Source organism: Terriglobus albidus (assembly GCF_025685425.1).
GTDB classification, from domain to species: Bacteria; Acidobacteriota; Terriglobia; order Terriglobales; family Acidobacteriaceae; genus Terriglobus; species Terriglobus albidus.
In genome coordinates, this window is the sequence record NZ_JAGTAS010000037.1 from 1 (window position 1) to 19635 (window position 19635).

Sequence of the window (19635 nt, forward strand, 5' to 3'; positions counted from 1 at the left end):
CTGAAGAAAAAGGCTCCGGCAGAGCTCTTCCTCCCAGAAGGCGCCTTCGACTTCGTGCAGTTCTGGCAAAATCCTGCTAAGTTCACAAACGTTGCACTTGGCGCTTGAATCCGCCCTGCTTCTCTACACATTGCCCTCAGCGGCTGAAGCCGCGTTTTCGTTTGGTCAGCTACGGGACGGCTGAAGCCGTCCCCTTAACAAGACATGCGCACTGCCGTGCGCAGTGGATGTATTCACCCGCCAAGACCCTCCAGCATTCCGATCTCAAGCTGTTGCAGTCGTTCTGGATCCGCGATTACATCGAGCTGCGTGATGCGGCTGTCTGTAAAGGTGAATCGCAGTACCCGGAACAGACGACCTCGCGGCGCCAGAAGAATGCCAACTGCTCCGTCCACCAGGGCGGGCTGTAAGAAACGCAGATGACGCGCGAAGGCGACGGCGTTCCTGGCCCAGTTGCGTGCTCCATGGATCTCGACCGGAACTCCGGTGGCTGCTGCACTCTTGTCAATGTGAACGACCAGACCGGGATCGAGCACCTGCACCAGGGCTTCGATATCGCCGGCGCGTAACGCAGTGAGGAAGCTGTTTACTACCTCCTGCTGTTGTGCAAAATCGATACCCGCATCAGGGCTTACGCCGCGTACCTGACGGCGGGCACGGCTCGCGAGCTGGCGTGTCGCTGTGGAGGTGCGGCCCAGAATCGGAGCGATCTCATCGAACGGCAGATCCATCAGGTCGTGCAGCACAAAGGCAAAGCGCTCTGCCGGGGTAAGGCGGTTCAACAACACCATCAAGGCGATGCCGACGGACTCTGCCAGAATTGCTTCCTGCTCCGGGTCAATGCTCGCCTCGTCTTTTGCCCGGATCTCGATAGGGTTTTCATCGATCGAATCTTCGCGGCGTGAGCTGCGGGAGCGCAGCATATCCAGGCACACACGCGAGACAACTGTGGTGAGCCAGCCGCCAAGATTATCGATGCTGTTGGCATCGGAGCGGTTAAGCCGCATCCACGTCTCCTGAACGGCATCTTCGGCTTCGCTCAATGAGCCTAGCATCCGGTAGGCGATGCCACGCAGATGTCCACGGTTCTGCTCGAACTGTTTTGTCAGCCAATCTTTTTCCGTCACCGCTGTCACATCCCTCCCGCAGGTTCCGTCATGGTTGTGACGAGCGAAACCCGGGCGATGTGACAAGGGTACTCGTCGTGCAACACACCCGCAGACCGCGGGAGAGGAAAAGGAGAAAACACGATGCAGGCAAGGATGAAGAATCCGGCGATGGTTGTTCCCGAAGCCATGCAGGCGCTGATGGCGCTTAGCGCAGCTACGAAGAATGGAGCGGTCCCGGAGAAGACACTGGGTCTGATGCATCTGCGCGCCAGCCAGATTAACGGCTGCGGCGTCTGTCTTGATATGCATGCCCGCATAGCCAGGCACGAGGGCGAGACCGATGAGCGTATGTTCGCAGTGGCAGCGTGGAGAGAGGCTCCGTACTTCACGGATGCAGAGCGCGCAGCGCTGGCGCTGACAGAAGCAGCCACTCGTTTGAGCGACCGCTCTGATCCGGTTCCGGACGCCGTATGGAACGAGGCAGCGAAACACTACGATGAAAAGGCGCTAGCGGTTCTGGTTCTCCAGATCGCTTTGATCAATGTGTGGAACCGTCTGAACGTCACCACCAGACAGATTGCCGGCGAGTGGATGAAGTCGGAAGAGGCAAAGAAGTGGGCGCCGGAAGTGGTTCAGAAGGCCTCGTAAATCAAAAGATCCAGCCACCGGAACCAGGTGGCTGGATGCTTATTCTTTACAGGCGGGGATCGATTGGTTCACTCTCCAGCGCCAGGACACCGAAGACGCATTCGTGTGTCCGGCGAAGCGGTTCATATCGGATGAAACGTTCCAAAGCTTCAACGCCTAGGGCAAATTCGCGGCTGGCCAGGGAGCGTTTTGCACCGACTGCCCTTGAACGCAAGCGCTCAAGATTGTCAGGCAGTAGATACTCAGGCCCATAAATAATGCGCAGGTACTCCGGGCCGCGGCATTTGATGGCGGGCTGTACCGTTCCACGCCGACCCTTGCTGATAAAGTCCAGCGGTTTGACGACCATACCTTCGCGGCCGGTGTTTGTGAGATCCGTCCACCAGGCGATGGCAGCATCGCAGCTTGTGCTGTCATTCAGGTCTACAACCTGAAACGGTGTAGCGACCAACAGATGGTTATCGGCTTCGCAAAGCCTGGCGATCAGCTCCATATGCCAGGTATGCCGCTTATTGGTGTGCACATTGCCTTCGCTGGCAAGTATGTGGAACGGAGCCAAACGATAGTCGTCCAGAGATGTAGCAGGCCAACAGTATTGCCGGTACTCCCGGACATATTGCTGCAAGGCATTGAGACGTTGAGTGGTACGTGTTGCCAGCTCTTCAATCTCAGGCAATCGCGCCTGTGTCTGGGCAAGAACGTGCTGTTCCGCGGTCAGTGTACGGATGCCGGCGTTGCCGACTGGAGCATACTGCTGACGAAGGAGCTCCTGCGCTTTGGCCGACCATGGCATCAGTTCGCAATCGAGACAGATCCAGTCAGTACCAAGCTCTGTCCACAGACCTGCTTTTTCCGCCGCGTCGCGCAGCCGGGTTAGAAACGCAGTTTCCAGCGCAGTATCGCTGAAGAAACGGCGTCCGGTACGTGTATAGATCATTCCGAGTGCCGGTGTGGTTACCCCAAAGCGGCGTTGTGCGGCTTCCTCTTCGCGGCAAAGGATAACAACGGCGCGAGAGCCCATGTGCTTCTGCTCGCAGACAATAGCCGGAATACCTTCGTTGCGGTAGTAGGCGAAGGCTTCCTGCGGATGCTCCAGAAGAGTCGCGTGCTGACTCGTCTCTGACGGAGACATAGTCGGGGGAAGATAGATGAGCCATTTGGGATCGACGGCAAAACGGCTGATGACTTCTAACGCCGCGATAGCATTCTCCTCGCGGATGGTGATGCGAGGGACAAGCCGAGTGTCTATCAGGCGCTTACCGATAACATCTTCGAGATCGAGTGTGTCATCGAGAGCCTGTTGCATGGTCCGTGCAGATTTCTGATCGCCTGCGAGGAATGGCCGCCTTGGCTCCGCGTAGATTGCACGGGCGTGAACTGAAACGATCTCTCGTTCTGGATAGCGCAGCGCAGAAAGGCTGCCGCCGAAGACGCAACCGGTGTCAATGTTTGCCGTGTTGTTTAGCCACAGCGGCTCCGGTACAGGAGTATGCCCGTAGACCACCAGTGCTTTGCCGCGATACTCTGCCGCCCAGTTATGACGCACGGGCAGGCCGAATTCGTCGGTCTCCCCGGTCGTCTCACCATAAAGGGCAAACTCGCGGACGGTGCCGGAGCCCCGCCCCTGCATCGATTCCTTCAAGCCTGCGTGAGCGACGACCAGATTGCCGTCGTCGAAGACATAGTGGCTGACAAGCCCATCGAGGAAGTCAGCCATTTGCCGGCGGAACTCCGGGGTCTCTTTTCCTAGCTGCTCCAGCGATGTGTCGAGTCCATGCGTGATTTGTACATTGCGTCCGCGTAACGCCTTGACCAGCTTGATATCGTGGTTCCCGGGAACACAGATGGCCTGTCCTGCCTGGACCATGCCATGGACCAGGCGCAGGACCTGTGGAGTGCCGGGGCCACGATCGACGAGGTCTCCGACAAAAATAAGTTTTCGGCCATACGCTGGTTTTACGACGTACGACTCCCCCTCTGCGCAAACGGAGTAGCCGAGTTGCTGCAGCAGCTCCAACAGCTCGTCGATGCAGCCGTGAACATCACCCACGATGTCAAACGGACCGTGATCTGTCTTCCTGTTATTCCAGAGCGGTTGCCGTTCGATACTGGCTGCATCGACCTCTTCCGGAGAAGAGAGCTTGAAGACGTAGCGGACTCCTTCACGCTCCAACCCTCGAAGGCTACGGCGAAGTTGCTGGCATTGGTTCCTGACGACATGCGGGCCAAATTGGCGATCAGGACGCAACGCGTTGCGCTCCTGGCAGAGCTTCTCCGGGAGGTCGAAGACGATTGCAACCGTCATGACGTGGTATTCGCGGGCAAGCTCGATCAGCGACCTGCGCGATTCCGGCTGAACATTGGTGGCGTCAATCACAGTCAGCTTGCCGCGCGCGAGACGTTTCCGAACAATGGTGCGAAGAATATCAAAGGCGTCCGCAGTCGATGCCTGATCGTTCTCGTCGCCGGAGACAAGTCCCCGACAGAAATCGGACGAGACGACCTCCGTCGGCAAGAAATGCTTCCGCCCGAAGGACGACTTCCCTGAGCCTGACGGACCGACGAGAAGGACAAGGGAGAGTTCGGGAAATGCGAGTTTCATGCCGCACCTCCCACGCGCGAGAAGATTCCCATCTGTGTTGGTGCACCGAGCATCTGGTCCTGTGGACCTACGGCTTGAAAGCGAACTTCATAGCCATATTGGTCAGCGATGCTTTTTGCCCAGGTCTCGAACTCCGCCCGGCTCCATTCGAAACGATGGTCGCGATGACGAAACTGTCCAGTGGGCAGCGTCTCAAAGACGGAGTTATATTCCACATTCGGTGTGGTGAGCACCACGTGCATGGGACGTGCAAATGCGAAGAGAACACGCTCGAAGGCTTCCAGACGCGGAGCATCGAGATGCTCGATCACCTCAACGACCGTGGCGGCATCGAATCCGGAGAGCCGTTGATCGCGATACATCAACGAACCCTGCACGAGCTGGATGCGGTCCTTCTGCCGTTCCGGAAGGCGATCCAGATGAAGCCGTTCTTTGGCGACTTCGAGCGATTTCCACGAGACGTCCATACCGAGCGTGAACTCGAATTGCGGATCTGCCAGAAGGTAACGAAGCAGCTTGCCTTCACCGCATCCAAGGTCGATGATCCGCCTTGCACCGAGGCCTCGAAGCACCGACAATACTGTACCCATGCGCTGTTCGTGCAGGCCGAGAGAACGCTCGACCTGCTGCTCTTCTTGGTTCCGTGTCTCTTCCTGATTTTCCTCTATTTCTGGAGTCTCTTCGGCGAGGCGATCGAGAGCCTCGCGCGTCAGACTGCGCTGGCGCTTGAGATAGCGGGAGACGATCAGATCCTTTTCCGGATGCATGGCAAGCCACCCCTCGCCACGTTTCAGCAACTTTTCGACCTCGTCATCGCTGACCCAGTAATGTTTCTCGTTATCCAGAACTGGAATCAGCACATAGAGGTGGGTCAACAGATCCCGCAACCGTGTCGTGGCAGCGATCTCGACAGAGGCATACCGCGACTCTCCCCAATCTGGAAAGGTTTCGTCCAGCAGGCCGCTTTCCGTCGAGATGCGATATCCGAGCGGCTCGAAGAGGCGTCGTACCAGCTCTGATCCCGAACCTGCAGCTATGGCCGGCAGTTTTGCGTTCAGGGGAAGAGATATGTCGACGAGTTCCTGACGCTCTTTGCTCCGGCCACTGAGGGCCGTCGCAAAAAGCCTGCCCAGCGCAACACTCATAAACGAGTTGGCCGCATATGGCCGGTCGTTCACGTATTGCTGCAGTTGTCTGCCGTCTCCTGCAGGACCACGGCGTCCACGCACGAGTGCGATGGGATCGACCTCCAGCAAAACCGCCACAGTGCAGCGATCGACGTTCGCTTCGGGATAGAACACATGCGCCTTCCCGAACGAGAGTTCTTCGGTCTGAAGGCGGGCTGGATTCTTATGTAGGAGATACCCGAGATCCGTCGCAGGAACATGGGCGGTAGAGATGGTTAGCAGCATGGAGGTTTTAGTCTACGTGACTGCCTCATTTTGCGTGTTGACAGACCCGCGAAAGAGGATTACTTTGCAATGTAAAGTGAAGCGATGAGCGACCTGCACAAAGCGCTTGGTGACATCAGCAGTATTCGTAAGCAACTGGCGAATACCACGGAGTTTCGTGGATATGGGGCGGCGACGCTGGCTGCTACCGGAGGCTTCGCTGGCCTTGCTGCGATTGCACAGGCGTACTGGGTGCCGGATCCGGTGCATCATCTGGCGGCGTATCTGGCGGTATGGGTCGCGACCGCAATTGTTTGTGCGGCGCTCACGGGAGTCCAGATGTATACCCGCACACGCCGTATGCACTCGGGCCTGTCGGATGAGATGCTTCGCATGGCGGTGGTGCAATTCCTGCCTTCGGCAGGTGCTGGTCTGTTGCTGACCGCTGTGCTGATGTCCTTTGCGCCTACGGTGACGTGGATGCTTCCCGGGCTGTGGCAAGTGATCTTCAGCATCGGCATCTTTTCTTCCTGCCGGTTTTTGCCGCGAGCTATGAGCGCAGCGGGCGCATGGTATCTTGCGACCGGACTTGGTTGTCTCTCGCTGGCGGGGAACCGCGCGCTTTCGCCATGGACGATGGGTGTTGCCTATGGCGTCGGCCAGCTTCTGGTCGCCGGTGTTCTGTATGTGAACGCGGAAGGAGAGGGCGATGAAGTCTAAGTCTGTCTACGACGGTGGCCGTTTTGCCTACGAGGGGCTCGACCGTGTGATTCATGAGCGGGCGCGTCTCAGCATCCTTACGTCGCTGGTAACAAATCCCAAAGGGCTGACCTTCAACGATCTCAAGCAGATGTGCTCTCTGACAGACGGCAATCTGAGCCGGCACCTGAGCGTGCTGGAGAAGGAGAAGATGGTCGAGATCCTGAAAGGACACGATCAGAACCGCCCGCTTACCGTATGTCGCATGACCTCATCGGGGCGAAAGCGGTATCTCGAATATCTCACCACACTGGAGCAGGTGATTCGCGATGCTGCCGAAGATACGAAGCCCGTGGGAGCACAGGTGCGTGGCCTGACACCGTCACAAGCCTAAAAAATTTGTTCATTAACTTTGCAATATAAAGTTCTTTGCAGTGGAGAGAAAAGGAGAGAAATCGATGGCTGAATACTCAATCTTGCAGGTGCCGGTGCGAGGAATCTTTCGCTCATTATCGATGGGCGTAAAGCTGATCCTGATCTGTTTTCTGGCGTTGTTCATGACCATACCGTCGTTCTTTGTTGAGGGGCTTGTCAGAGAACGTACGAACCGTGCGAAGGAGGTCGCCAACGAGATCGGCAATGGCGTTGGCGGATCGCAGACCTTTCTCGGACCGACGCTTGCGATCCCCTATACAGCTCCAGGTTCGTTGCCATCAGCTCCTTTGGAACGAGGGACGTATTTTGTCTTCCCCGCGGATGGAAACGCGGCGATTAAAACGGCCACGGAGGAGCGCCATCGTTCGCTGTTCCGAGTGCCGGTCTTTCAGGCTGATCTGGTCTTCGACGCGAACTTCGACCTGACGGGCGTTCCGGCGGCCCTGCCGAAGGACGGGACGCTGCACTGGGATGGAGCTGAGATTCTTGTGGGCGTAAGCGATCCGCGCGGTGCTTTAGCTGACGCGGTGCTTACGTCCGATGCCGGAACCGTGACGCTCACGCCTGCAAAGACGATCGATAGTGTCGTCATGGGAGAACAGAAGGAGCAGCAGAAACTCTCGCTCATTGGAGCGCAGGCCGGCGAGCAGGCGAAGCCCGGAAGCAAATTCCACGTGAAGTCTGTCCTTAGGTTCTCCGGCGCCAACCGGATTGCCGTTCTTGCCTATGGCAAGACAACTCACCTCACAGCGCAGGGGGACTGGCGCACTCCCGGTTTTGACGGCGGTATTCCACCGGTCACCAGAAACCTCACCGAGCAGGGATATACCGCCGCCTGGTCCGTGCCTTTCATCGCCCGCAACGTACGCTCTGAAGGGGCAGGAAACATCCTGGCTTCGCTCGACACAACCAGCCTGGGAATCTCATTTGTAGAAGTCGCAGACCCCTATCAGTCGGTCGACCGGTCGCTGAAATACGCACTTCTCTTTCTCGGTATGGTCTTCCTCTCCTACTTCGTCTTTGAAGCGACGACGCGCAAGAGCGTACACCCTGCGCAGTATGTACTGGTTGGCATCGCACAGCTTATCTTCTATCTGCTGCTGCTTTCATTTGCGGAACGTATCGGCTTCAACTACGGATTTTTGATTGCAGGCGCCGCTACGGTGGGGTTGCTGTCCATCAATGCCGCATGGATCTTTGAGAGCCGGTTACAGGGCGTGCGGGCGCTCGCTATCTTCTCGCTGCTGTACACGATGATCTATCTGTTGCTGACGCTGGAGGACAATGCGCTCCTGGTGGGCTCGGTTGCCAGCTTCCTCGTCGTAGCGGCTGCGATGTACTTCACGCGGACGATCGACTGGTCTGGATCGGTGTCCGGCGCATCAGGCCCTGTGCCGGTCAATCAGGAAGGCACGCGATGACACACGAGGGACTGCATGTCGCCATCATCATGGATGGTAACGGCCGGTGGGCGACGCGGCGCGGGTTACCTCGCGTCGCCGGCCACCGTGCCGGGGTGGCTACGATCCGGCGTATTGTCGATCGCGCGCTGGATCATGGGATCGCCCGCCTTACGTTGTATGCCTTCTCGTCGGATAACTGGAGACGGCCAACCGCAGAGGTACAAGGTGTCTTCTGGCTGCTGCGAGCGTTTCTGAGGCTCGAAACGAATCGGCTTCAACAGCGAGGCGTACGGTTGCAGGCGATTGGCCGGCGTGACCGCTTAGCACCGATCGTTCGCGAGGCAATGGAAAAGGCCGAGATGTTGACGGCAGCGGGAGATCGTCTCGACCTCTGTGTGGCGATCGACTACTCCTCAAGGGAGACGATTGCACGGGCCGCGGCGGGAATGACGCTATCCGCAGACGAAGCCTCGCTTCAGCCGATACTGTCCCAGCGCCTCATGCGCAACAACAGTGACGTGGACCTTCTGATTCGTACCGGAGGAGAAAAACGGCTCTCTGACTTCCTTCTATGGGAGTCTGCCTATGCGGAGCTGTACTTTACCGATTGCATGTGGCCCGACTTCGACGAGGTTGAATTCGATGCAGCCCTGGCGGAGTTCTATCGCAGGGACCGCCGTTTTGGTGGCCTCTCCGTGGCCTCACCCAGCACAGCGGTATCGACGCATTCGACTTTTGCCCTGAGTCTGACAGGAGTTCATGACGCACGCTGAGGCTCTTCGCCGCATCCGATTCTGGCTCGTTTTCTTCATCATTGGACTGGTTCTCAGCGGCGTCACTGCCTTTCCACTGAAGACCGAGCTGGACTGGCTTGCTGCCGGCCTGCATCATTCATGGATTCAACCAGCCGCGGCATCCACGCATCTGCTGCCGTGGATCGACCGTGTGCAACAGGCATTGACGGTGACAAGTTCCAGATATCCGTTTCTGGCCTACGGAACAGACTGGTTGGCATTCGCGCACCTCGTTATCGCCATTGCCTTTGTTGGGCCGTACGTTGATCCCGTCCGTAACAAGTGGGTGATCACCTTCGGTCTCATCGCCTGCGCGGCAGTGATTCCCCTCGCCTTGATCGCCGGACAGGTGCGGGGGATTCCGTTTGGCTGGAGGATGATCGACTGCAGTTTCGGTATTTTCGGAGCCATTCCGCTTCTGCGGTGCAAGCAACTCATCCAAGCGATCGAGTTGGGGAAGCGGTAGGACAGCGAATTTGATTCCGGTGTTCAGAAAGACTTGCCTGAGCGCCAATTCTTAGATACTTGTGGATAGGGCCGCAACTGAGCCGGTTGTCCATATCAAGATGCCAAACGTTCAGCTTTACGCACCATCGATTGTTCTCGAGTGGGAGAATGTGAAAGCAAGCGGTATCGCTCGCGTCACACGTGCTCTTGGTGAAGTCAGCCTCCAACTCAAGGAAGTTCAGAATGAGCTACGCGGACCGGCCGAGCTCATTGTCTGCTATGAAGAATGTGTGATCTCCGGCATGGCTCTGCGCTCTCTACTGGAACGTGCTGCAGCACCTGGTGGATGGCAGTGTTCTGTGATTACTGTGCCTGTGCCCTCTGGCACGCACTACTACGAGAAGAAGAACGCCGGTGCGCGAGCATCCAGCAATGACATCGTGCTGTTCCTGGACTCCGATCTGTTGCCTGATCCTGGCTGGCTGCGGAACATGCTTACCGTCTTCAACGACTGGTCTGTGTCGGCAATTATCGGAGCGACTCATCTCGACCACGCCACGCCTTATGAAATGGCCGTAGCTCTGTTCTGGATCTTCGATCCGGCGACGCATGGACGCGGCATTCAGCCGTTGCGGCTCATTACGGCTAATAATCTGGCATTTCGCCGCGCGCTCTTCATGCGCTTTCCCTACCCATCTCATCCTGTGTTTCGAGGCCAGTGCGGTCATCATGCCAAAACATTGATGGCGGCAGGGATTCTTCTGGAAAGACATACGGATGCGCGCGCATCGCATCCACCCCCGGCAGGATTTGCGGGATTCATTCGGCGCGCCTGGGCGGCCGGTAAAGATGAATGCTTCTATCAGAGCCTGGAAAGACGGGTCTCTCCTATGTCCGCTTTTCGCCAGTGGCAGCACGACCTCGGCGTGGTTAGGCGGCGCATGCAGGAGCGGTGCATTCTGCTGCGGCCGACCCCCGTCGGCCAGGCACTCGGCTGGCTATTGGGATGGGTATACTACTCCATCAAGGCGGCTGGGTTCCTAACGTCGGCTTCTTGTCGAGAAACCAAGACCGCCGGCCAGCGGCTAACGGTCTGAATTTTGGCACAGGAAAAAGCGTCATCACAAAGGTAGTGACGCTCTGCACTATCTATCGAAGAACTGCCGGATCTAGCTACGACGCGCAGGTGGTACCATCGGCGGAAGCAGACGCATGTCCGAGCAGGGTTGCCACAGAGACCTCGGCTACTTTAGCAGCCGGTTTGATCCATTCACGCAGAGCAGGAGTCCGCTCCTGATTGAGGCCGGTGGGGGATGCATGAAGGTTTACTTCAGGGTTCATCGGTTGTGGTCTCCTGAGAAATCGATGCAGCGATTCTACGGCCTACGGTATCTATAAGCAATGTTGCTCTGTCATAGACAGAAGAATCGCTTCGTAAGATGAAAATCTCCGCCGTTGAGGATATCTGGGCGACGGTTCTCAGGTGACCTTCCTGGCATCCCAGCGCTTTCAGGTAATTCGGTTTGTACGTATTGGCAGTCACAAGCGCAAGTCTCTCGGGACCACGCACCGGCAGCACGCATTGTGGAATGCCTCGCTCCAGCAAAAAGACAGCTCGGAGCGGAAGCGGCCCACCGGCTGTTTCGATGGGAAAAAGATACTTATCACGCTCTCCAGGGAGTGGATTCAAAGTTCCGGTATCGATGTCGAGTCGCTCGCATGCATCGCGCCACAATTTGAGTCCGGCTTTGCTGGGCCATGCCATCACCTGCGTCCGTTCTACATAGAGGGGTGTCACGTCGTCGCCCAGCAGGGACCATCCGCGTCTGACTAGTTCTGCCGCCAGAGTCGACTTTCCTGCTCCGGAGTGTCCGGCGACCGCAACTGCGTATCCAGCGGCAGGTGGCGTCAGACAGGCCGCATGCAGCGGCACGCCCCCGCGTTGATGGACCAGGGTTGCGCGTGCCGCTCCGGTAAGGTACTGGTCCACAGCGATTGGATCCGCGCCTTCGTCCCAGGCTACTTCGATGAGATCTCCGTTGGTGATGCGAAAGCGCGCGACTCCGGGAACGGTGTGCACCAGGGCGCCTGGTCGTGCGATGGACCAGCCGCCGCACTGCACTGCGCCGTCCAACGTTTCTGGAAGCGTAGGGACTCTTCGTATCTCCGCGCCTGGGACTCCTGCGACAATATCTCCCCGCGGTTTCAAAGTAACGTTACTCCTGTTTCAGCAGAAAAAGTCCTGCATCCATGACACGGTCAACGGGTGCGGTTAGTTCCGGCGACCGATTTCCGGCTCCTATCCGATCGAATATTCCAGCGAGTTCCTGAAAATTGAAGAGCTCACGGCAAACCGCGGACTGCTGCATACGTTCCGCCAGAGAGCGATAACGCGCTAGCGCAACGGCCATTGCCGCAGAGTAGTCCGCCGCCTGTGATCCTCGCTGTGTCCGCAGCCGGATCTCTTCCGGCAGTCGCCTGCGTCCCAGAGCCCGGGCCAGGCCACGCGATCTTCCTTCCTGCAGAAATGCCACCAGAGGGAATGAGAGCAGAAGTTCCAGCAGGCGTTTGTCTGCGAGTGGATCGCGCCATTCAGATCCCCACATCGCAAGCGTATCGGCGGCCCAGGGGAAGGCCGGCAGGGTCGCGCTGCGGCTTGCCGCTGCGCGCGTACCAGGGGTTGGGCGTCTGGGATGTATCAGCGCGCGGTAGCGTCGTTGAAATGAGTTGGACGTCAGTGAAAGAACCGCAAGGTCAGATCTGTTGACGGCTGGAAAGAGTTGCCTGATCGCGGGTGGCAAGACTCCGGCGCGAAGGGTCTTCCATATCGGCGAACCCTGACCTTGTCTAAGCTCCCTCGCAGATCGCCATGCGTGCAGAAAGCGTCCTCCCCTCAGCAACTCGATATTGGCTCCGGCCCCTGAGTAGCTAATGCTGAAGTTTCCACGAGCGCCGACCAGCATGACTCCTTCACCAGCGGTTTTGTGAATGGCATCCATCCATAGGTGGTTGGCGCCGTTCCGTACCGGTGTGGCGGAGGTGGCATGAATCTCCGGCAATAGATCGAGTGCAATCCGTCCATCACCACGTATGACGAAATGTTCGATGTTCGAATGCATGGCTGCGGTCAACGAAGCACACGCTGCATCGTCGGCATCCCAGCCCCGCCGCTCAAAGACCGGGACGCCATTTGCTGGCGCTGCCGTGAACGCTTTCAGAGTTTTACCCTGAGCCCGAAGCAACATGGCCGCCGTCGCGGAGACCAGGCCGGAATCCAATCCCCCGCTCAGGTTGGCGCTGATGGGCTGAGCCGAGCGCAGGCAGCATGCCACCGCCCGGTCAAAGGCTTCGCGCGCCGCAGCGACATATTCCTCGGAGCGGAGATATCGTGTGGCGTGAGTTGACGGCTGCCACCATCGGGAAGTCGTAACTTCGCCGTTGCGCCAACGGAGGCAAGATCCTCCTTCGACGCGATGTATGCGGCGAAACGGCGTTCTCCCCTGGATGTAACGTGCTTCGGCTGAAAGTCCGAGTAGGACCTCATCCACGCCGCCATGTTCTTCAGACTGGGCCAGGGCTGCCAGTTGAGAACATATCGCCAGTCTCCTGTCGTTTACAACGAAGTAGAGCCGATAGTGTCCGATGTGGTCGACAGCCGCATAGACACTATCCGTCTCCCCCATGTAGGCGGCGAAGGCGTAGTCTCCGGCGAGATGCTGGTGTATCTCTTCTCCCCAACGCTGCCACGCGGCAAACAGCAGACTGGAGTCAGCGACGCCGCTGCGCTTGGGCATATCCAGCTTGGGCAACAGCTCCTCGCGGTTGTCCAGTCGGGCCTGGCAGACAAACAGTGTGCGGCCGTCGTGCGACCGTAGTGGTTGCACGTCGTATTGATCTTCAGGAAGCAAGCCGGGTGCGCGGGCGGCGGCGACTGCATCGTGCCGCGTGACGGAAGGGCCCGGTGGCACAGTCCGCAGAGGGCCGGCACTCGCCGGTCCGCGCATGCGGACGGCGAGGCGCACGACCTCTTCCTGGGTCGTGCCTTTGTGCTGATCGACAATCAGCGCGAACATTCGTCTTGCCCTCCGTCGTTGCGGAAGTGATAGATCGGCGCATATCGCCCCATTTCGCTACGTCCGGTAACGACGATGCCGGCGGCTTCGAGCCAGGCATGAGCATTCACCGTCGTACCGGCCGTGGGCAATACCGCCAGCGTCAGGCATGAGGCGACTTGCCGCCGTGCAAGGACGCGTTGTGCGGCAATCGCCCGCATCAGGCAGGTCGGTCTCCATGGGATGCGGCGTAGGATGCCACCCATGGCTTCCCGCACCTGGCGAACGATCTCTGGCTGCCTGCCGGGCGCACACTGTTCACTTATGGGGGACTGCAGGGTGGCGGCTGTTCTATCGAAGGGCCGGTGGAGGATCATATGTCGCGCGCGGAGCAGTTCGAGAGCACACTCGCCCATCAGACACACACGTCTCAGGCGTTTTTGGAGGGATTGCGCGTTCAAGAAAATCTCCTGCTACAGTCTATGAGAAACATCTTCGGCTGTTTCCGTCACGCAGATTCTTATGGTTCAGACTTTTCCCATTTTCAAACGCTCCGCTGAGGTCGTTGCCGCTCACGTTGACGATAAGTCACTTCTTTTGCACATCACGGATTGGGTGTACCTGGAACTTAATGAGAGCGGCAGCCGCATCTGGGAACTGCTCGGCGACGGGCGTACTCTGGATGACCTGGTCGGCGATCTATGCCGCGAATTCAAGGTCGATGCCCAAACCTGCTCCGCCGATACATCGGAGCTGCTTGAGATGCTCGAAGCCAAACGCTTTATCCAGCGTGGTTAGTTTCTTGCGCTGCATCTTTGAACCTCGCTCCGAAGCTGCGTAAGACCACCGCCGCTGCCGCGCGTCCTGTATCCAGCAATAGCAGCAGGGGCGTGAGAAACGGCAGACAGCGTTCGAAGTGATCGTCGATACGGCGTACGCCTGCATCGGTCCATAGAGAGAGCTGCCGGAGCCAGGCCCAGGTGCGCACGCACCGTCTACGCCACATCGGTGGAACCGGCCGTCCCCGGAGTGTCTCAGGGCAGGCTGTTGCAAGCGCGGCGAGATCCGATGGAAGATCTCCGCCCGGAGGTTCTGCGTACCACCAGCCGCGATGATGGACGGCATGTTCCTCGCAGCGTGCCAGATGTGGCGGGTATACGCCGCGCTCGCCTGACCACTCAACATGGAAGACGCGTTTGAGCTTCTGCGAAAGCTGGGCGGAGGGATCAACGGCTGTCAGGTGCCGCCCACATGCGGGAAGAGTCAGTTCGATGTCGGTTTGAAAACGCCATTGGTAGGGTGTTCTTCCGTTCGTTCCGCGCAGGCATCCCACAGGAACAGCGACCCCTGACCGGCCATGCCACCGTGATCCCGGCTCCCAGCACTCGCCGGCGATGTGGCCCGAGGCAAAGGCAAATGGCTGTAAGCGGTCAATGCAGCAGGTCGAAGCCGGCGCCAGCAGGTCCAGCCGCTGGTAATGACGCGTCATCTCCAGGCGATGCGGTGCATGTAGTCCCTTGCTCCGGAGGCGTTCAAGCAGCGACTTGCTCGGAATCTCATCTGCATCCAGAAGTAATACGATTTCATTCTCTGTCGCATCCATCAGAGCGAGTAAGAGGGCATTGCGTTGGACTGCTGCACGTGTCCGGGGGACGGCATCCGGCGGTCCGAGCGAGTGCAATGTCACCGGTCGGATCTTCTCTGCCGCCCAGGCAAAGCGTGCACGATTTTCGGCGAAGATGAGTGGTTTGGGGGTGCCGCGATAGGTTTCGGCGGCTTCAATCAGGATAAAAAAATCCGTGGCGTCGAAGTTTTGACGCAGACGGTGCTCCAGCAAGTCGAGCTCTCCGTCGAAGAGAAAAGTGTCATAGATGCGCCGTGACCTGGATGTGTTCGCGTCCATCTTCTCCCCTTCGCATGGTACCCGGGCACAACGTTACTTCGGGAAAGTGTCTCTCTTTTTCCACCTGAGATTTTGTTCGTATTTCGCGGCGCTGAGCATACACTAGGGGTCGCCCTAAACATCCTGTGGAGTTCTTCTGTGAAAAAACCAGCGCTTCTGGCAGTTGTTACTGCCATGTCTATCTTGTCCTCTGCCTCTGCCATCGCGCAGGCCAGCCGCACCTGGGTCTCCGGTGTCGGTGACGATGCTAACCCCTGCAGCCGCACTGCACCTTGCAAGACTTTTGCAGGCGCCATCTCGAAGACCGCGCCGAACGGAGAAATTGACGCACTCGATCCCGGCGGTTTTGGCCCAGTGACTATCACTAAGTCCATTACGATCGACGGTGGACCCAATGCTGGCGGTATTGCGGGAGCCGGCACGAACGGCATCGTCATTTCGGCCGCATCCACCGATGTCGTTACTATTCGCAACCTCTACATTGAGTGCCAGGGGACCACGCCTTGTAACCAGGGCGTCCAAATTTATAGCGGGAAGGTTGTTCATCTTAATCACGTTGATATCGGCGGATTTACGAATGGCGTGAACCAGGCCTCCGCCTCGACGACAAATCCGACCACTCTCTTCGTGGATTACTCCATGATCCATGACTGCACCGCCGCAGGGATTAACGTCAGCCCCGCTGTTGTGAGTAATGCTTCTATCGCACATACTATGCTGCAAAACAATCAGAACGGCATCAATGTGAGTGACTATGCCAAGGTCGCCGCGAATGATGTGATTGCCGATGGCAACAGCAATGCCGGTTTCAAGGTGACGGCCAACACGGCTTCCGCTTCGCTGAATCTGTTCAACAGCAGTGCTGTCAGCAATACCGTAGCCGGAATACAGGTAACGGGTACCGGTTCGGTAACCGCCACTGCGCGGATTAGCGGCGTTTCTACAGCGTCGAATGGCGTAGCGATCTCTACGTCAGGACCGTCGGCTGTTTTGAGCTTCCAGAACAATCCCATTATCGGGGCTGGTTTGCCGACGGGAAACATCGCACTGCAGTAAGCTGCCTCTCAAGGCCGTGCGCCCTTTGCTGTTCTCACAGGTGAGAGCAGTAAAGCGCACGGCTTTTTGCGTGAATCAAGGAAGAGTGTGTACGGCGCGCAATATCCGTATTAATACGGATATTGCGCCTTGGCATGGGTGCATTTATAGTTGGCCACACACTGTCCATAAGGGCTGCAACGAAAGTCTTTTGTCCGCTTTGCTGTTGTAGGTCCCATGTTACTGACTGGCTCTATGTATCCTCGCCTGCTCAGGTTTGCAGCATTTTCCAGGTAGTTTTCAGGTCATGGTTGTCGTGGTCTTTCCACGGTATTGGAGGAATGTTGTCTTCTCTGGTGTATCCATCGCTTCGGTCCGGTATCGCAATGGCGCTTGCAGCGTGTGCGACGGCGGCCTTCTCGCAGCAACCGGTTCCCTCACCTGCTTCAGCCCCGGCGATCGTGCAACCCGGAGCTCCCGGCTCTGCGAACAAAACCTTGTCTACGGCGGCTGCCACGGCAAGTGAGGCGCCGAAGCCGCCCTCCAAGCCGGATGTGGAGTTCATGCAGGGCATGATCATGCACCACAATCAGGCAGTCGAGATGACTGAGCTGCTTAAGACTCGCACTAAGGATCCGGCGATTCAGGAGCTGGGGAATAAGATCGATGTCTCGCAGACCGATGAGATGCGCTGGATGAAGCAGTGGCTTACGGAGCGTGGCCTGCCTACCTCCATGGACTCGATGGCCGGCATGGATATGTCCGGTATGGATGCCAAAGAGAAGGAAGAGCACATGAAGATGATGGCCATGAGCATGCCGATGATGCCCGGCATGCTGACGCCGGCGCAGATGGAAGAGCTGCGCAAGGCCAGTGGGCCGAAGTTCGACCATCTGTTTTTGAAGGGCATGATCCAGCACCATACGGGCGCTCTGCAGATGGTGAAAGAGTTGTTTGCAAATCCAGGAGCCGGCCAGGATCCGCAGTTGTTCGATTTCGCCAATGATGTCGACAACACCCAACAGGCCGAGATAGACATCATGCGTCACATGCTGAAGGAGAGAGAATGAGCTGGAAGAATTCCCTGTGCGCTCTGCGCAAGACCCTGGTACTGACGGTTGCATTGTCCGCCGCCGGCCTGGCTGTTGCCCAAACCACCACTGCGTCATCAGCGACTCCCACCAAAACGCCACCGAAGCCGCCGAGTGTTTTTGTCAATCCGCGGGTTACTGACGATCCACGAATCGGTCTCAAGGGTGGACTTTATGATGCGGGTCAGGCCGCCAGCGGTCTGCAACTGCTGATCTCAACGCCCAAGCCTGCGGGATTCGCTCCGGATCTGGACTCCATCAAGGCTGTTGATGCGACACCGCCTCCGCCTCCGGTTGATCCGGACGCGCCGCGCCAGCCCGGCGCCGCTCGTCCTACCGGCCCGCGGGCGAACTACGGTGGAACGAACTCCGACCTTGCCTTCAACTCGAAGTATCTCTTCAACGGCAACTACAACGGCATCAACATCTATGACATTACTGATCCGGCACATCTGAAGCTGGTGACGTCGATCGTCTGTCCCGGCGGCCAGGGTGACGTTTCGGTCTACGGACACCTGATGTTCATGTCGGTGGAAGCAGCGAACGGCCGCATGGATTGCGGTACACAGGGCTTCCCGACCGCAGGGCCTGAGCCCACGCCGCCAACTCCGACCGGCGATACGGAAAAGGATGCCGCCGCCATGCGCGCCTTCCGCATGCGCCAGCCGCCCCCGAGTGCTGATCGCGTGAAGGGCGTTCGCATCTTCGACATCTCGGATATCCGCAGTCCGAAGCAAATCGTCGACGTACAGACCTGCCGCGGATCGCACACGCATACGCTGGTGGTCGATCCGAAGGATAAGGACAATGTCTACGTCTATGTCTCCGGTTCCGCGGGCGTTCGTCCCGCGGAAGAGCTCTCAGGCTGCTCCGGCGGCGATCCCGATAAAGACCCGACTACGGCGGTCTTCACCATCGTGGTCATCAAGGTTCCGCTGGCGCATCCCGAACTGGCGAAGGTGATCAACAGCCCCCGCATCTTCTCTGACCCGCAGAGCGGTAAGTTCGATGCCCTGTGGCATGGCGGCAACCATGGCGATGGCACGCAGACTACCTCGGCGACGCGTGGCTGCCATGACATCACTGTTTATTCGTGGCTTGGTCTTGCGGGTGGCGCCTGCTCGGGCAATGGCATCCTGCTCGATATCAAGGATCCAGCCAATCCTAAGCGGATCGATGCCGTCACTGACCCGAACTACGCCTTCTGGCACTCGGCCAACTTCTCGAATGATGGCAAGACCGTGCTCTTTACCGATGAGTGGGGCGGCGGCGGGCAGCCGCGCTGTCGTGCTACTGACCCAATGGCATGGGGCGCCGACGCGATCTTCACCATCACTCCGGATAAGAAGCTGAAGCTTGCTTCGTACTACAAGATGCCCGCTCCGCAGACGGATAAGGAGAACTGCGTTGCGCACAACGGCTCCATGATTCCGGTGCCGGGACGCAATATCGAGGTCCAGTCCTGGTACCAGGGAGGTATCTCGATTGTGGACTACACCGATCCCACGCATCCCTTCGAGATCGGTTATTTCGATCGGGGTCCGGTCGACGACAGCCGTCCGGCGATGGGTGGCCAGTGGTCGACTTACTACTACAACGGCTATATCTACGGATCTGAGATTGCTCGCGGTACCGATGTTCTGAAGCTGCTTCCAACCAAATACCTGACTCAGAACGAAATCGACGCGGCGGCGCAGATCAACCTGCCCGAATTGAATGTGCAGGATCAGCCCCACATCGATTACCCGATGACGTTCGTTACGGCGAAGGCTTATCTCGATCAGCTTGCACGCGGAACCAGCCTGCCCGCTGACAAGATCAAGGCGATCGCCGCCGACATCGACGCGAAGAATGCGAAGAAGTTGGCAGCCGATGCGAAGGCAGCGGAGAAAGCAGCGGCGACTGCCAAGACGCCGGCCGATGTTGAGCGTCTGCATGAATTGGCAAAGATTCTTGCGGGTGGTGGAACTGCCACAACCAAAGCGGGAATGTAGTTGATTTGGAGAAGCAAGCGGAAGGGCGAGCC

The 19635-nt window shown here is 58.1% G+C and carries 19 protein-coding genes; 11 read left to right on the top strand and 8 right to left on the bottom strand.

What is annotated here, in order from left to right:
* Positions 1-233 precede the first annotated feature (233 nt).
* Positions 234-1127 (bottom strand): sigma-70 family RNA polymerase sigma factor, encoded by an 894-nt coding sequence (locus OHL21_RS07395; protein WP_263416613.1) that lies wholly within the window; start codon positions 1125-1127, stop codon positions 234-236.
* A 123-nt stretch (positions 1128-1250) separates the two neighbouring features.
* Between OHL21_RS07395 and OHL21_RS07400 the strand changes: the two genes are divergently transcribed.
* On the top strand, positions 1251-1757 hold the full coding sequence (locus OHL21_RS07400) for a carboxymuconolactone decarboxylase family protein (RefSeq protein ID WP_263416614.1): 507 nt from the start codon (positions 1251-1253) through the stop codon (positions 1755-1757).
* A 46-nt stretch (positions 1758-1803) separates the two neighbouring features.
* Here OHL21_RS07400 and OHL21_RS07405 read toward each other — a convergent pair whose 3' ends face one another.
* Together OHL21_RS07405 and OHL21_RS07410 are read right to left on the bottom strand one after the other, a co-directional pair.
* Entirely contained in the window at positions 1804-4359 is a 2556-nt protein-coding gene (locus OHL21_RS07405; RefSeq protein WP_263416615.1) for a polynucleotide kinase-phosphatase, read from the bottom strand.
* Positions 4356-5771 (bottom strand): 3' terminal RNA ribose 2'-O-methyltransferase Hen1, encoded by a 1416-nt coding sequence (locus OHL21_RS07410; RefSeq protein WP_263416616.1) that lies wholly within the window; start codon positions 5769-5771, stop codon positions 4356-4358. The genes OHL21_RS07405 and OHL21_RS07410 overlap by 4 nt, the downstream gene beginning before the upstream one ends.
* Before the next feature lie 84 nt (positions 5772-5855).
* On the opposite strand from OHL21_RS07410, the gene OHL21_RS07415 reads away from it, so the two are divergent.
* The 6 genes from OHL21_RS07415 to OHL21_RS07440 all read left to right on the top strand — a co-directional run bounded on the left by OHL21_RS07415 (position 5856) and on the right by OHL21_RS07440 (position 10625).
* Complete coding sequence (locus OHL21_RS07415; protein WP_263416617.1) at positions 5856-6470, top strand: hypothetical protein; 615 nt, start codon at positions 5856-5858, stop codon at positions 6468-6470.
* Positions 6460-6843: a transcriptional regulator gene (locus OHL21_RS07420; RefSeq protein WP_263416618.1), complete on the top strand. Its 384-nt coding sequence runs from the start codon at positions 6460-6462 to the stop codon at positions 6841-6843. The genes OHL21_RS07415 and OHL21_RS07420 overlap by 11 nt, the downstream gene beginning before the upstream one ends.
* Before the next feature lie 64 nt (positions 6844-6907).
* On the top strand, positions 6908-8305 hold the full coding sequence (gene creD, locus OHL21_RS07425) for a cell envelope integrity protein CreD (RefSeq protein ID WP_263416619.1): 1398 nt from the start codon (positions 6908-6910) through the stop codon (positions 8303-8305).
* Positions 8302-9060, top strand: a complete 759-nt coding sequence (locus OHL21_RS07430) for a di-trans,poly-cis-decaprenylcistransferase (RefSeq protein WP_263416620.1) — start codon at positions 8302-8304, stop codon at positions 9058-9060. The genes creD and OHL21_RS07430 overlap by 4 nt, the downstream gene beginning before the upstream one ends.
* Positions 9047-9547 carry a hypothetical protein gene (locus OHL21_RS07435; protein WP_263416621.1) on the top strand — a complete coding sequence of 167 codons (501 nt, stop codon included), beginning with the start codon at positions 9047-9049 and terminating at the stop codon, positions 9545-9547. The genes OHL21_RS07430 and OHL21_RS07435 overlap by 14 nt, the downstream gene beginning before the upstream one ends.
* Positions 9548-9647: 100 nt before the next feature.
* A complete protein-coding gene (locus OHL21_RS07440; RefSeq protein ID WP_263416622.1) occupies positions 9648-10625 on the top strand; it encodes a glycosyltransferase in 978 nt (325 codons plus the stop codon).
* A gap of 76 nt (positions 10626-10701) precedes the next feature.
* Here the strand turns inward: OHL21_RS07440 and OHL21_RS07445 are convergent, their stop codons facing one another.
* Genes OHL21_RS07445 through OHL21_RS07460 form a run of 4 tightly spaced genes read right to left on the bottom strand, consistent with a single transcriptional unit; the run spans position 10702 to position 14041 of the window.
* Positions 10702-10869: a hypothetical protein gene (locus tag OHL21_RS07445; protein WP_263416623.1), complete on the bottom strand. Its 168-nt coding sequence runs from the start codon at positions 10867-10869 to the stop codon at positions 10702-10704.
* A complete protein-coding gene (locus OHL21_RS07450; RefSeq protein WP_263416624.1) occupies positions 10859-11737 on the bottom strand; it encodes a hypothetical protein in 879 nt (292 codons plus the stop codon). Before OHL21_RS07450 ends, OHL21_RS07445 begins: the two co-directional genes overlap by 11 nt.
* Positions 11738-11744: 7 nt before the next feature.
* Complete coding sequence (locus OHL21_RS07455) at positions 11745-13601, bottom strand: asparagine synthase-related protein (RefSeq protein ID WP_263416625.1); 1857 nt, start codon at positions 13599-13601, stop codon at positions 11745-11747.
* Positions 13589-14041: a lasso peptide biosynthesis B2 protein gene (locus tag OHL21_RS07460; RefSeq protein ID WP_263416626.1), complete on the bottom strand. Its 453-nt coding sequence runs from the start codon at positions 14039-14041 to the stop codon at positions 13589-13591. The genes OHL21_RS07455 and OHL21_RS07460 overlap by 13 nt, the downstream gene beginning before the upstream one ends.
* Positions 14042-14102: 61 nt before the next feature.
* On the opposite strand from OHL21_RS07460, the gene OHL21_RS07465 reads away from it, so the two are divergent.
* Positions 14103-14378 (top strand): PqqD family protein, encoded by a 276-nt coding sequence (locus tag OHL21_RS07465; RefSeq protein ID WP_263416627.1) that lies wholly within the window; start codon positions 14103-14105, stop codon positions 14376-14378.
* Here OHL21_RS07465 and OHL21_RS07470 read toward each other — a convergent pair.
* Entirely contained in the window at positions 14362-15483 is a 1122-nt protein-coding gene (locus OHL21_RS07470) for a glycosyltransferase family 17 protein (protein ID WP_263416628.1), read from the bottom strand. The two genes, OHL21_RS07465 and OHL21_RS07470, sit on opposite strands and share 17 nt — an antisense overlap.
* 174 nt (positions 15484-15657) lie before the next feature.
* On the opposite strand from OHL21_RS07470, the gene OHL21_RS07475 reads away from it, so the two are divergent.
* The 3 genes from OHL21_RS07475 (at position 15658) to OHL21_RS07485 (ending at position 19603) form a co-directional block, all read left to right on the top strand.
* On the top strand, positions 15658-16539 hold the full coding sequence (locus OHL21_RS07475; protein WP_263416629.1) for a right-handed parallel beta-helix repeat-containing protein: 882 nt from the start codon (positions 15658-15660) through the stop codon (positions 16537-16539).
* A 320-nt stretch (positions 16540-16859) separates the two neighbouring features.
* Complete coding sequence (locus OHL21_RS07480; protein WP_263416630.1) at positions 16860-17588, top strand: DUF305 domain-containing protein; 729 nt, start codon at positions 16860-16862, stop codon at positions 17586-17588.
* Entirely contained in the window at positions 17585-19603 is a 2019-nt protein-coding gene (locus OHL21_RS07485; protein WP_263416631.1) for an LVIVD repeat-containing protein, read from the top strand. The genes OHL21_RS07480 and OHL21_RS07485 overlap by 4 nt, the downstream gene beginning before the upstream one ends.
* Positions 19604-19635: the final 32 nt, after the last annotated feature.

What these genes read in the sequence shown, in the direction of transcription:
- OHL21_RS07400 (WP_263416614.1), top strand. Translation starts at nt 1,251, where the DNA reads ATGCAGGCAAGGATGAAGAATCCGGCGATGGTTGTTCCCGAAGCCATG.
- OHL21_RS07405 (WP_263416615.1), bottom strand. Translation starts at nt 4,359, where the DNA reads ATGAAACTCGCATTTCCCGAACTCTCCCTTGTCCTTCTCGTCGGTCCG.
- OHL21_RS07410 (WP_263416616.1), bottom strand. Translation starts at nt 5,771, where the DNA reads ATGCTGCTAACCATCTCTACCGCCCATGTTCCTGCGACGGATCTCGGG.
- OHL21_RS07415 (WP_263416617.1), top strand. Translation starts at nt 5,856, where the DNA reads ATGAGCGACCTGCACAAAGCGCTTGGTGACATCAGCAGTATTCGTAAG.
- OHL21_RS07420 (WP_263416618.1), top strand. Translation starts at nt 6,460, where the DNA reads ATGAAGTCTAAGTCTGTCTACGACGGTGGCCGTTTTGCCTACGAGGGG.
- creD (WP_263416619.1), top strand. Translation starts at nt 6,908, where the DNA reads ATGGCTGAATACTCAATCTTGCAGGTGCCGGTGCGAGGAATCTTTCGC.
- OHL21_RS07430 (WP_263416620.1), top strand. Translation starts at nt 8,302, where the DNA reads ATGACACACGAGGGACTGCATGTCGCCATCATCATGGATGGTAACGGC.
- OHL21_RS07435 (WP_263416621.1), top strand. Translation starts at nt 9,047, where the DNA reads ATGACGCACGCTGAGGCTCTTCGCCGCATCCGATTCTGGCTCGTTTTC.
- OHL21_RS07440 (WP_263416622.1), top strand. Translation starts at nt 9,648, where the DNA reads ATGCCAAACGTTCAGCTTTACGCACCATCGATTGTTCTCGAGTGGGAG.
- OHL21_RS07445 (WP_263416623.1), bottom strand. Translation starts at nt 10,869, where the DNA reads ATGAACCCTGAAGTAAACCTTCATGCATCCCCCACCGGCCTCAATCAG.
- OHL21_RS07455 (WP_263416625.1), bottom strand. Translation starts at nt 13,601, where the DNA reads ATGTTCGCGCTGATTGTCGATCAGCACAAAGGCACGACCCAGGAAGAG.
- OHL21_RS07465 (WP_263416627.1), top strand. Translation starts at nt 14,103, where the DNA reads ATGGTTCAGACTTTTCCCATTTTCAAACGCTCCGCTGAGGTCGTTGCC.
- OHL21_RS07470 (WP_263416628.1), bottom strand. Translation starts at nt 15,483, where the DNA reads ATGGACGCGAACACATCCAGGTCACGGCGCATCTATGACACTTTTCTC.
- OHL21_RS07475 (WP_263416629.1), top strand. Translation starts at nt 15,658, where the DNA reads ATGTCTATCTTGTCCTCTGCCTCTGCCATCGCGCAGGCCAGCCGCACC.
- OHL21_RS07480 (WP_263416630.1), top strand. Translation starts at nt 16,860, where the DNA reads ATGTTGTCTTCTCTGGTGTATCCATCGCTTCGGTCCGGTATCGCAATG.
- OHL21_RS07485 (WP_263416631.1), top strand. Translation starts at nt 17,585, where the DNA reads ATGAGCTGGAAGAATTCCCTGTGCGCTCTGCGCAAGACCCTGGTACTG.